Consider the following 12,499-nt stretch of genomic DNA (forward strand, 5'->3'; position numbering starts at 1 on the left):
TCGATGGCATGGGCGCAGATTCTAAAAATGCAGTCGTTCTCAGGTTGCATCGTCGATGTTTCCTCTGTAACCGGTAGTAACTGATGCATCGTGTTCGCTGACGCCGTCACGAGGCTGTCAGCGTGTCGCCTGATACGTGCACGCGCTCGCCGACCTGCACGGGCGGTTGTGTCGTATAGCTGAAGTTGCGGTAGCTGCCGTCTTGCATGCGGACCTGAACCTGATAGCTCGTCTGCTTGCGCACCGCATGTTCGATGCCGTTACCCGCCAAACCGCCGCCGACAGCGCCTGCCACCGTGGCTAGAATGCGGCCGCGTCCGCCGCCGATCTGGTTGCCGATCAGTCCGCCCGCAACCGCGCCGCCGACTGCGCCGAGGCCTGTCGTCGGCTCCGATGTCTGAACCGGGTTGATCGCGACGACTTCGCCGGAATACGGATCGGCGGCGATTGGTCGTGGGCTGGAAGGTTGCGAAGACGTCTGCGAGTAGTCGCCGTTGGCGTACTGCGGAGCGGGCGTGACATGCGGCTTTTGCGTGTGATGGACGCGCGGCGGCGCAGCCGGTTGCGTCTGTTGTGCAACGGCTTGTGCGGCTGGCTGCTGAAGAGCGGGTTGAACGGCAGGTTGAGCGACAGGTTGAACGGCGGGTTGAGCTGCGAGCGGCGCGCTGGCCGTCTGCGCATTGGCTGCTGCGACCTGCGCATCCGGCGCCGGCACTGCGCGCGATACGGGAAGAATGCCCGTCATCGCTGCGACGCCGGTTCCGCAGGCAAGAATCACGGAGATCGCTGCGCCCGCGATCAATGGATGAATGCGGCTGCGTTGCGGAATGTTGTTCGTCACGTTCGGGTTCATTGCGGGCTCCACGGGTGTGTGTGCGAGAAATAACGCGGAGTGGAGGCTGGCGGTGCACGCGCAAAACGTGAGCTTTGTAAGCATATGTAGCGCGGCCAGGCGCAAAGCCGGCGGATGCGCCAGTCGGTGTATCGGGCGACGGTCGTTGCGTTCAACTCTTATATAAGACATAAGACATTTGACACAGCATGCCAGTCGCAACTAGAATCGCGATCAAAGCAGTGCCGATGGCAGCCTCGACCTGTCAGCAACGCCTTCCCCTGAAACGCAAAATCACGGTCCCTCATGCTTGATAATTTTCGTGCTCACGTAGCCGCACGCGCCGCGCTCGGCATTCCTCCTCTGCCGCTGACGGCTCAGCAGACCGCCGAACTGGTGGAACTGCTGACGAATCCGCCTGCCGGCGAAGAGCAGACCTTGCTCGACCTGATCACCCACCGCGTGCCCGCTGGCGTGGACGAGGCCGCACGCGTGAAGGCGGGTTTCCTCGCGGCCGTGGCCAAAGGCGAGACCGCTTGCCCGCTGATCTCGCGCGAGCGCGCCACCGAACTGCTCGGCACCATGCTGGGCGGCTACAACATCCAGCCGCTGATCGAACTGCTGTCCGACGCCGAAGTCGGCACCGTGGCGGCCAACGCGCTGAAGAAAACGCTCCTGATGTTCGACCAGTTCCACGACGTCAAGGAACTGGCCGACAAGGGCAATGCCAATGCACGCGCCGTGCTGCAGAGCTGGGCCGACGCCGAATGGTTCACCAGCCGTCCGGAAGTGCCGCAGAGCCTGACCATCACCGTCTTCAAGGTGACGGGCGAAACCAATACCGACGACCTGTCACCCGCCCCGGATGCCACCACGCGCCCGGATATTCCGTTGCACGCGCTGGCGATGCTGAAGAACGCCCGTCCCGGCATCACGCCGGAAGAAGATGGCAAGCGCGGCCCCGTCAAGTTCATCGAATCGCTGAAGGAAAAGGGCCATCTGGTCGCGTACGTGGGCGACGTGGTCGGCACCGGCTCCTCGCGCAAGTCGGCGACCAACTCGGTGCTGTGGTTCACGGGCGAAGACATTCCTTTCATCCCGAACAAGCGCTTCGGCGGCGTGTGTCTGGGCGGCAAGATCGCGCCCATCTTCTACAACACGATGGAAGATGCCGGCGCGCTGCCGATCGAACTCGACGTGTCGAAGATGGAAATGGGCGACGTCGTCGAACTGCGCCCGTACGAGGGAAAGGCGCTGAAGAACGGCGAAGTGATCGCCGAGTTCCAGGTCAAGTCGGACGTGCTGTTCGACGAAGTGCGCGCCGGCGGCCGCATTCCCCTGATCATCGGCCGCGGATTGACCGCCAAGGCGCGTGAAGCGCTGGGCCTCGCTCCGTCGACGCTGTTCCGCCTGTCGCAACAGCCGGCCGACAGCGGCAAGGGATTCTCGCTGGCGCAGAAGATGGTCGGCCGCGCCTGCGGCCTGCCGGAAGGCCAGGGCGTCCGGCCGGGCACGTACTGCGAACCGAAGATGACCTCCGTCGGCTCGCAGGACACCACGGGCCCGATGACCCGCGACGAACTGAAGGATCTGGCCTGTCTGGGCTTTTCCGCCGACCTCGTCATGCAGTCGTTCTGCCACACGGCCGCGTATCCGAAGCCTGTGGATGTGAAGACGCATCAGACCCTGCCGAACTTCATCAGCAACCGTGGCGGCATCGCACTGCGCCCGGGCGACGGCGTGATCCACTCGTGGCTGAACCGCATGCTGCTGCCGGACACCGTGGGCACGGGCGGTGATTCGCACACGCGCTTCCCGATCGGCATCAGCTTCCCGGCGGGTTCGGGCCTGGTCGCCTTTGCGGCCGCCACGGGCACGATGCCGCTCGACATGCCGGAATCGGTGCTGGTCCGCTTCAAGGGCAAGATGCAGCCTGGCGTGACCCTGCGAGACCTCGTCAACGCGATCCCGCTGTACGCCATCAAGCAAGGCATGCTGACGGTTGCGAAGCAAGGCAAGAAGAACATCTTCTCGGGCCGCATTCTCGAAATCGAAGGCCTCCCCGATCTGAAGGTCGAGCAGGCATTTGAATTGTCGGATGCTTCCGCAGAACGTTCGGCCGCGGGCTGCACGGTCCACCTGAACAAGGAACCGATCATCGAATACCTCAACAGCAACATCACGCTGCTGAAGTGGATGATCGCGCAGGGCTACCAGGACCCGCGCAGCCTGCAGCGCCGCATCAAGGCGATGGAGCAGTGGCTGGCCGACCCGCAACTGCTGCAACCGGATGCCGACGCCGAATACGCCGCCGTCATCGAAATCGATCTCGCCGATATTCACGAGCCGATCGTTGCCTGCCCGAACGATCCCGACGACGTGAAGACGCTGTCGGACGTGGCAGGCGCGAAGATCGACGAGGTGTTCATCGGCTCGTGCATGACCAATATCGGGCACTTCCGCGCCGCGTCGAAGCTGCTGGAAGGCAAGCGCGATATTCCCGTGAAGCTGTGGGTGGCCCCGCCGACCAAGATGGACCAGAAGCAACTGACGGAAGAAGGCCACTACGGCGTGTTCGGCACGGCGGGCGCCCGTACCGAAATGCCGGGCTGCTCGCTGTGCATGGGCAACCAGGCACAGGTGCGCGAAGGCGCGACGGTCATGTCGACCTCGACCCGCAACTTCCCGAACCGCCTGGGCAAGAACACGAACGTGTACCTCGGCTCGGCGGAACTGGCAGCGATCTGCTCGCGCCTTGGCAAGATTCCGACCAAAGACGAGTACATGGCCGACATGGGCGTGCTCAATGCCAACGGCGACAAGATCTACCAGTACATGAACTTCGACCGGATCGAAGACTTCAAGGAAGCGGCCGACACCGTGTCGATGTAAGCGTGCTGGCACACTGCGGCGGATTGTTCTTGCCGTAGCGCCCCGAATGCCCGCCGCAGGCGAATGCCTGCGGCGGGCATTGTCAATTGTGCGGGCGCGGGTTAGGTGTGTGTCTCGAGCGTAGTTATCGAAGCGCTATCACGACAATCGCGGGATCACGGCACCCCGCGACAGACGCGCGTCAGTCGAGAGCTGCTCGCGTTTCACGCAAAATCTCTTCTGACAGTTCAGGGTCATCGATCGCGCGAGCCAGAATGATGGCTCCAACGATGCTTGAAAGCGTGTGAATCGCATCGCGACGAGCATTTTTCTTTCTTGTCTTTCCGCGAGGCTCAGTGAATCCTTTGATCATCCCCTCGACATGCTGTGTGAAGGCGGGTTGAGCGGCGGGTTCACGGGCAATCTCGCCGGCCAATCCTGCCATCATGCATCCGCTGCCTCTGTCGTCGCGATGTTGCTCCGTCAGATATGCGTCCACGTACTGAGCTCTCAGTTCGCCGCGCGCCGCGCCTTCTCTCATCGACTCGAGCGCTTTGGCCGAGGTGTCTTCGATGCTCTTCGCGATCAGATCCTCTTTTGACTCGAAGTGATGGTAGAAAGCGCCGTGAGTAAGGCCGGTCGCCTTCATGATTTCGCTCAGGCTGACGCCGGAAAATCCGCGTTCGCGAAACAGAATCGATGCTTGTTCCAGGATGCGGGCATGCTTTTCTGCCGTCTCTTCTGGCGGGTAACGCATACGTCCTCCGACAAAACCGGAAAGAAATGAATTGACTTCAAACAGTATAGCCATCATGCTTCGCAAATCAAAGCATGATGGTCATCATGTTTGAACGGCCGCATTGAATTGTTCTGTGCGTGCTTGCGCCCCATAACATGATGACCATACTGCTTGACCGTGCGAGCATGGCGCGCACGCCGTGCCCGCGTTTTCTTAGTTTCCGGAGGCTTATATGAAGAAGTTTCTCGTCACAGGTTCCACTGGCGCCACGGGCGCGCCTACCGTTCGCCTCCTGCGGGCACACGGCCACAACGTCGTGGCTTTTGTTCGCCGTGAAGACGACCGTTCTCAGGCGATGAAGAAACTGGGCGCAGACATCGTGACGGGTGACATGCTGAAGATCGAAGATGTCCGTCGTGCGATGAAGGGTGTCGACGGCGTCTACTTCTGCTATCCGCTGACGCAAGGCGCAGTAGAAGCAGCCGCGATCCTCGCCCAGGCCGCAAGCGAGCACAGCGTGAAACAGATCGTCTACATGTCGCAACGGCAGTCGCGCCCGCACGCACGCAGCCCGGCAACGATGGGCCACTGGCTATCCGAGCAGATCCTCGACCGCTCGGGCGTTCCGGCAGCCCATCTTCGCGTCAACTTCTTTGCCGAATGGATGTTGTACGCAGCCGCCGAGATCCGCGCCGGCCGCTATCTGACGCCGTTCGATCCGCACAGTCGCTTCGTGCCCATCGCCGCGGCCGATATCGCACGTGTGGTCGTAAAGATTCTTGAGAATCCCGAGGCGTTCGGTAACGCGATCATCCCGGTCACAGGCCCGGTCGAAGTCAGCCACATCGAACTCACGGGCATCCTCGCGAAGACGCTCGCAAAGGAGGTTCGTTTCGAGCAGGTCTCGGTGGACGAATTCGTCAAGACCCTCGGCCTGGACGGCGATCCTTCATTTGCCGCCCATTTCAAGGCGGTCAAGATCGATCAGCAGGAGCAACTGCTTGCCGGCATCGATAAGAGCGCGGCGCAGATCGTCGGTGAGCCGCTAGCGACGCCCGAACAGTTCATCGAAGCGCATCGCCATTTGCTGGCGTAAAGGTCACCGCTGTCAGACGGGCCGGGTCGCTGCCGCGTCGGAATGAGCGAGCGGGCGTTTCTGTGGGAGGATTCCAGCATTCGCAGCAGGGCATCTTCCGGGACAGAACGGTCGGTTCCGAGCGAGACAGCCGGCTGCGGTGCCGTCAGTTTGAGCACGCAATGCGGGCCGGGCTGAACGCGCGGGCGGTCAAACTGTTTTCGAGGAAGAGCGCGCCGATCGGCGCGATCGCGCGGATCGGTCTCGACAGGCTGATGAAATCAGACGAAACGCAGTTTCACATCAACTCCGCACAAGTCGCTCACTGCTTGAGCGGATGAATGAGCAAGCAGCGACGGGCTGTCCTTGATTGGTTCCAAATAGACAACAGTATGAGTCGCATCACGCATCTGCCCGGAGAGGCGGCGAATGTCTATGATGGTCTTATGCGGAATCCGCCGCTACGGATAGGGAGAACGCGTCATGAAGATTGTCGTCATCGGCGGTACGGGCCTGATCGGCTCAAAGACTGTCGCGATTCTGGCCGGGCAAGGGCATGAACTGGTCGCGGCCTCGCCCCGAAACGGTGTCAACAGCATCACTGGCGAGGGACTCGCGACGGCCATGACGGGCGCGCAGGTAGTGGTCGATCTCTCCAACTCGCCATCGTTCGAGGACAGCGCGGTGCTGGAGTTCTTCAAGACATCGACGAGCAATCTTCTCGCAGCGGAGGAGGCGGCGGGTGTCGGGCACCACGTCGCGCTTTCTATCGTCGGTATCGAGCGCACGCCGGAGAATGGCTATTTTCGTGCCAAGGTCGCGCAGGAGCAACTGATCGAAGCATCGGGCATTCCCTACACCATCGTTCGCGCCACGCAGTTCCTGGAGTTCCTTGGCGGCATTGCGGATTCGTGTGCGGTGGGTAACGAGGTCAGGGTCTCGCCGGGTCTCTTTCAGCCTATCGCCGCTGACGACGTTGCGGCCAACATGGCTGAGGCCGCGCTCGCGGCGCCACGCAACGGCATCGTCGAGATAGCGGGGCCTGAGCGTGCGCCGTTCAACGAGATCATTGCCCGCTATCTGAAGCATGTTGGCGACCCTCGCGAGGTCGTGCGTGATCCCGCCGCGCGCTATTTTGGCGGTCTCGTCGAAGAACAGTCGCTGGTGCCCATGGGCGAAGCGCGCCTGGGCCGCGTGGGCCTGGATGAATGGCTTCGCCGCTCAAAGCAAAACACCTGAATCCGATTTGCGGCTGGCAAGTCCGACTTTCTCGCCGAGTTTTCCGCGATCAGGCGATGCTCGACGCCGTCGCAAACGCATTGGCGCGCGACGGCGAGCGTTTTGTCGCGGAGCAATCAACGCTGCGTTACGCGCCGCGTACGACTTGCTGCCGCCACGGGAGCGACGAGTCGTGACTCTCGTCGCAGCGGGGATGATAAAGAAGCAGAATGCGTCCACGATGAAGAAGATCCGAACCTCGCGTCGAGCGAAGCTGGAGGAGAACGAACCCGATGGCGGAGTACCGTTGATAGCACTGCCCTGCGTGTCTGGGTATAGGAGAATCGACGCTAATTCGGTTCTACCAGATGCGACAACGCGTGTCGCATCGCCCGTGGAGATTTAGCGGCCGGCGCTCTGGCCGCCGTCGACGTGCAAGATCTCCCCTGTGATGAACGGCGCCGAATCCAGGAACAGGATCGCATCGGCGATATCGCTCATCTCGCCCATATATCCGAGCGGATGTAGAGCGCCCAGCGCTTCGTGCGTTTGCGGCGCATGCATCGGCGTCTTGATGATGCCTGGTGCGACGGCATTGACGCGTATCCCTTTCCTGGCGTACTCGATTGCAAGTGACTTCGTGGCCGCGTTCAAACCACCTTTGGTCAGCGCCGCCAGCACCGAAAACACGCCGCTAATTGCAACGTCGGCGGTACTGGAAGTTACGCTGACCACGTGGCCACTCGAATGCTTTTCCATTTCGGCAATCGCGAGTTGCGTGATGTGAAAGAACCCCGCGAGGTTGACATTCACCACTGCGGCGTAGTCCTCGACGGTATGTTGCGTGAAGGGTTTCCCGATGTAGATACCCGCGTTGTTCACCAGTGTGTCAATCCGGCCAAATTTGCGGATGCCTTCGGAAATGACGCGTTGCGCAGTGGACGCATCGCCAATGTCGCCGGCTACGGTGAGTATGTTCGGATCGTCGGATGACCCGATCGAACGCGCGGTCGCGACGATGCGATAGTCGAGCTTCCGAAACGCCTTCACGACTTGGGCGCCGATGCCCCGCGATGCTCCCGTCACGACGACAACCTTTTGTGATGTGCTCATGCTGTACCTGGAGATGTGTCTGGAGGGAGTGCCGTATCTGACTCTTGCCGCGGCACTCAGGTAGATGTTTGGGTGAAGCAAAAGATAGTCTTCATTGGGAGTCTTCTGGACGAGACTCGTTCGACACATACTGCCGTCGAAGCGTGCAGTTGTATTGAGCCAGTCGCCGGTTCGTTGGATGGTCCACTTGCGGATTTTCCGAACAGGTATGGCGATTTTCGTGCTTGGAATGTTATGGAGAGGAAGAATATACTGAGGCCCGCTCAAGACGGTATGACGCGCTGCGGCGTCACGTCGTGCCGGACTGAGAGTCGGGCCAAATCCGTAGCGTAGCGCCACAGAATAAGCGGCGCGCGATTGTCGGTACATGCCTTGGTGCCCAGGGCGGGAATGAAAAAATCCCTGCTTTCGTATGCCAGTAGGCGGTCCGGCATTCCCGCGTCGGCAAAATACGACCCAAAATACCACCGATATGTTTGGGCTTATAACGGCGTAGCTGACGTTGCGCCTTTAGCCGCCACGGCCCGTCCGCGCGGTGCAGACTGTTCCGAATCGTCTTGTAGGTTGACGTCATTATGCGGATGGCCGAGACGTCGTTGCTCGGGGAGGGCTACGAACACGCGCACAATTTCGCCTCGACCGATGTTCGGCCAGACGGGCTCGACATCAGCAACGCGGCAGACAGCGGACAGTGGCAGTATCAAGCAATCCGACGTCAGTTTCCTTCGTCAGCGAACCCACACTTTCGGCCATAAAGAGACATTCGACGCTGCAGGCTAGATCACCAACAATCCGATGATGCAAGGTACGTATGAGTTAAGTTCGCTCGCGCACTGAATGCAACAATTCAATGGGGTGTAGTACACATCTAACAGATTCGACAATAATGCCGACGGGCGCCCTCCCCTCGGCCGACTCTAGTGCATTCCAAGGTGTCTGATTTATGGATCACAGGCTACTCAAGAAGTACCGGGAGTATGCGAACACAGAAGAGGCGCTTGCCGTTCTCTTCGTGAAGAAACATCTCACTCAGGCGAAGGGACACTGGGTGGACGTCGTCGATTGCCAGCGCTACGAAATGTCATCGGACAGCCTTCACTTCAGGTTCGTCGTTGGCGCTCTGTACGAGAGAAGGATTCAACCGCAATACCCACCAAGATCCTCGTATACCATCAACGGTAAATTTGATGAACACACCTACTACTTGATGGCGCGCGCCATAACATGGGAAACCGCCCACAACGACATCGAGCAGCAGAAGTCCAAGCGTGTAAAGCCGTTGAAGTTCGAGATCACGGGTGTTAGTTACGACAAGAATCGGAACAACAAGGCCTACTTTCGGGAGGATGCCCCGCGAGAAATTAAGGCACTTGCGGCCAATCTTTACGACCGTACTGACCCGTTGTGGGACAAGGCCGTGCAATACATCAACGCGCCCGAGTTCGTCTATGAGGTTCGCCAAGCCAGGATCATCTTGCACGGCACCTAGAAACGCAGTCACGCAGACGCCGCTTCGCGGCGCGGCTTGATTTCGGCGTTCCTGAACGTCTGCTTCTGCGAGCCGGTCATTTCCGCTCAGGGTCGTCTACGGAAGTTCGGCTTTCACCATGGATCGCAGTGTTCGAGGCGACCTCGGATTTTCGGGTTCGCCCATCAAGGGACATTAATGGATCAACTTATATTGCTGCCCGCGCGAATAGGTGAAAGCACTGCTCAAGCAGTGCCTGATCGTGGTTTTGTCGCCGCAAATCGAAAGAGTCGGCTTCGGCCTATCGCGTATCACCATTGGTCGAATTGGGCAAACGCTGATCAATGTTCCGTCTGTGCTGCTCGCGACGCGCGATCGCGAGACCACATTGGTGCTGCCGTCCCGTCGGGCGTTTTGTTATACGGTTAGCCGGCGCGGAAACCGGCGTCGATTTTGGGCCGCGACAGATGAGCAACCGTGTTCACGAGTGTCTTTGCGGCGGCAGCCAATGCGATGGTCACCATCGCGCGGTGGTCGAATCCCGCGGCTTTCAGGGCATTGACGTCACTGTCCGATACCTGCGTCCGGTTGGTTGCGATTGCGGCAGCGAAGCGACGCACGGCTTCCAGCCTGCAATCCGGAATTGTGCTTCCGTTTCTCAGTGCCTGGACGACGTCGGCCGATGCGCCCAGCTTCGCCGCGAGAGTGGCATGCACGGCAATGCCGTAACCCGCAGCGTTTGCGCGGCTTGCGGAGACCATTGCGACTTGCTGTGCGATAGGGTCGAGCGAACTTGCCCCAAGAGACTGGAGCATCGCGATATAGGCTCCGAGCACCGGCGGTTCGGCGGCAATCGCGTAGCCCAGGTTAGGCACGAAGCCGAACACGCCACGCATGCCGTCGAGCAATGCTTTCGCCTCGGCAGGTGCCGATGCTTCTCCCAGTTCTCCGAACAGTGCCGCGCCTTGCGCCGAATCCACGGTCCGCGCCAGAAATGCCCGGATGATCGCCGCGACTTCGTCGAGATGCGTTTCCAGCGGGAAGTGTCCCGCGTCGACGAAGTGAACCTCCGCTTCCCTGTTCTGGTTCGAGCCGGCGTCCCGTCAGGATTTGATGAATTCGAGAAGGTCCGGGTTGAGGACGTCCGCGTGGGTAGTCAGCATGCCGTGCGGGAAGCCAGAGTATGTCTTCAGCACACCGTTCGCGAGCAGGTCGACCGCGCGCGGCACCGAACTGGCGAACGGGACGATCTGGTCGTCTTCGCCATGCATGACCAGTACCGGCACAGTGATCTTCTTCAGGTCTTCGGTGTAGTCCTCCAGCCAGGAGGATACGGTCTCGTAATGGGCCTGGGCGCTGCCGGCCATGCCCTGGCGCCACCAGTTCGCGATCACCGCCTCCGACGGCTTGGCGCCTGGACGGTTGAATCCATAGAACGGACCCTCCGGGACTGCCCGGTAAAACTCCGACCGGTTGCCGAGCACGCCTGACTTAACCGCGTCGAACCACTCCCGCGGCTGACCGCCAGGGTTCGCGTCGGTTTTCACCATGTTCGGCGTCAACGAGGCCACCAGCACTGCCTTGGCGACCCGCTCCTGGTGACGAGCGACGTAGCGGGCCACCTCGCCGCCGCCGGTGGAGTGCCCGATGTGGATCGCGTCGCGGATGCCGAGGTGTTCGGTCAGTGCAGCGAGGTCGGCGACCCAGTGGTCCATGTCGTTGCCGGTGCCGACTTGCTCGGACCGACCGTGCCCACGCCGGTCATGGGCGATCACCCGGTAGCCGTGGTGAAGGAAAAACATCATCTGGGCGTCCCAGTCATCGGCAGACAGGGGCCAGCCATGGCTGAAGATGATCGGCTGACCGGACCCCCAGTCCTTGTAGAAGATCTGCACGCCGTCCGGAGTGGTGATCGTAGGCATCGCTGGTACCTCCTTTAAAAAGATCGATTGAAGCGTTGGTGCTCCGCGAGGCATCGAGAGCGCTGCGGGCGGCTTCTTTCGCAGTCAAATTTCACAGTGCGCATCTGAAAACTGCGAGCGGAGCGCACTCCGACAACGCCGCGATGGACTGCAGTGGCGGAACGCGATGCTAAGCTTGGAATCTATAGACATTGCCCTCTCCTTCGTGGATGCGACTGGTGTGCCGCGGTGCCTCCGTCGATGCATAGACGGAAGCTACTGCAAAGAATAGGCATCCCTTTCCCTGAGGACAAAGGCTTTGTAAGGCACTTACCTATGCCTTGAAGGCATATCGGAAATCCAATGGAACTTCGACATTTGCGATATTTCGTGGCCGTTGCGGAGGAAGGCAGCCTATTGACGGCCGCTCAGCGGAGATTGCACACGTCGCAGCCGTCGTTGAGCCGGCAGATTCGCGACCTGGAATCCGAAGTCGGTGTGAAGTTGCTGGAGCGCCAGGCACGTGGCGTGGCGCTCACTGCCGCCGGGAGGGTTTTTCTTGATCACGCGCGCCTGGCGCTGTTGCAAGTTGAAGCGGCTACTGACGGCGCGCGGCGGGCGGACCAGCCGGAAAAGCCTGTTTTGTCCATGGGTTTCCTTGCCGGGCAGGAAGTTGTGTGGCTACCCCACGCGTTACGGATCCTCCGCGAGGAGGCGCCGCAGGCCGAGATCACGTTGTGCAGTCAGTCCTCCCCAGAACTTGCGCTCGGGCTGATGCGAGGGAAGCTAGACGTTGCCTTTCTTCGCCATGAGCGACAGACGGATGGCCTGGCTTTCAAGGTCTTGGCAAAGGAGCCTCTGATCGCCGTGCTGCCCGCAGACCATCGCCTGACGTCACGCAAAAAAATCCGGCCGCAGGATCTTGCCCGCGAAATCTACGTCAGTTCAGCCAGGACTTCGCCTGTATTGGAGTCCGTGATTCAGGATTACGCATCGAAAGTCGGAATCACGCTCAAGCCGGGGTACGAAGGCGAGAACCTCCCGTCGGCAATGTCGCTTGTCACCTCCACGGGTGGCGTTACGCTTATCCCGCTGTATGCGCAAAACATGCTGACACCGAATGTAGTTGCGCGGGCTCTCGACGGCGTGCCGCCGACGATTGATCTTGCCATGGGATACAACAGTGCGAATACAAACCCGTTGCTACTTCGGCTTTTATCTCGTGCTGATGAGTTGGTCGAGAACGTTCAAGATCAGAGCATCATTCGATATGCCGTCTAGG

10 protein-coding genes are annotated in these 12,499 nt (G+C 60.4%); 5 read left to right on the top strand and 5 right to left on the bottom strand.

Features of this window, described 5'->3' with window-relative positions; translation table 11 throughout:
* Positions 1 to 106: 106 nt before the first annotated feature.
* Entirely contained in the window at positions 107 to 853 is a 747-nt protein-coding gene (locus H3V53_RS02300) for a glycine zipper 2TM domain-containing protein (protein WP_336596526.1), read from the bottom strand.
* A gap of 285 nt (positions 854 to 1,138) precedes the next feature.
* On the opposite strand from H3V53_RS02300, the gene acnB reads away from it, so the two are divergent.
* Positions 1,139 to 3,724, top strand: coding sequence for a bifunctional aconitate hydratase 2/2-methylisocitrate dehydratase (acnB, locus tag H3V53_RS02305; RefSeq protein ID WP_336596527.1), 2,586 nt, complete (start codon positions 1,139 to 1,141; stop codon positions 3,722 to 3,724).
* A 181-nt stretch (positions 3,725 to 3,905) separates the two neighbouring features.
* Here acnB and H3V53_RS02310 read toward each other — a convergent pair whose 3' ends face one another.
* Entirely contained in the window at positions 3,906 to 4,517 is a 612-nt protein-coding gene (locus H3V53_RS02310) for a TetR/AcrR family transcriptional regulator (RefSeq protein ID WP_336596528.1), read from the bottom strand.
* Between the two features lie 157 nt (positions 4,518 to 4,674).
* On the opposite strand from H3V53_RS02310, the gene H3V53_RS02315 reads away from it, so the two are divergent.
* Together H3V53_RS02315 and H3V53_RS02320 are read left to right on the top strand one after the other, a co-directional pair.
* Positions 4,675 to 5,538, top strand: a complete 864-nt coding sequence (locus H3V53_RS02315) for an NmrA family NAD(P)-binding protein (protein WP_336596529.1) — start codon at positions 4,675 to 4,677, stop codon at positions 5,536 to 5,538.
* A 462-nt stretch (positions 5,539 to 6,000) separates the two neighbouring features.
* Entirely contained in the window at positions 6,001 to 6,756 is a 756-nt protein-coding gene (locus tag H3V53_RS02320) for an SDR family oxidoreductase (protein ID WP_336596530.1), read from the top strand.
* Between the two features lie 381 nt (positions 6,757 to 7,137).
* Here H3V53_RS02320 and H3V53_RS02325 read toward each other — a convergent pair whose 3' ends face one another.
* Positions 7,138 to 7,848, bottom strand: a complete 711-nt coding sequence (locus tag H3V53_RS02325; RefSeq protein WP_336596602.1) for an SDR family NAD(P)-dependent oxidoreductase — start codon at positions 7,846 to 7,848, stop codon at positions 7,138 to 7,140.
* A gap of 943 nt (positions 7,849 to 8,791) precedes the next feature.
* On the opposite strand from H3V53_RS02325, the gene H3V53_RS02330 reads away from it, so the two are divergent.
* On the top strand, positions 8,792 to 9,337 hold the full coding sequence (locus tag H3V53_RS02330; RefSeq protein WP_336596531.1) for a hypothetical protein: 546 nt from the start codon (positions 8,792 to 8,794) through the stop codon (positions 9,335 to 9,337).
* Between the two features lie 404 nt (positions 9,338 to 9,741).
* Here the strand turns inward: H3V53_RS02330 and H3V53_RS02335 are convergent, their stop codons facing one another.
* On the bottom strand, positions 9,742 to 10,296 hold the full coding sequence (locus tag H3V53_RS02335) for a carboxymuconolactone decarboxylase family protein (protein WP_336596532.1): 555 nt from the start codon (positions 10,294 to 10,296) through the stop codon (positions 9,742 to 9,744).
* 123 nt (positions 10,297 to 10,419) lie between these two features.
* Positions 10,420 to 11,238: an alpha/beta fold hydrolase gene (locus H3V53_RS02340; RefSeq protein ID WP_336596533.1), complete on the bottom strand. Its 819-nt coding sequence runs from the start codon at positions 11,236 to 11,238 to the stop codon at positions 10,420 to 10,422.
* 342 nt (positions 11,239 to 11,580) lie between these two features.
* On the opposite strand from H3V53_RS02340, the gene H3V53_RS02345 reads away from it, so the two are divergent.
* Positions 11,581 to 12,498 carry a LysR family transcriptional regulator gene (locus H3V53_RS02345; protein ID WP_336596534.1) on the top strand — a complete coding sequence of 306 codons (918 nt, stop codon included), beginning with the start codon at positions 11,581 to 11,583 and terminating at the stop codon, positions 12,496 to 12,498.
* Position 12,499: the final 1 nt, after the last annotated feature.

The organism is Paraburkholderia bengalensis, assembly GCF_037126505.1.
Classification (GTDB): Bacteria; Pseudomonadota; Gammaproteobacteria; order Burkholderiales; family Burkholderiaceae; genus Paraburkholderia; species Paraburkholderia bengalensis.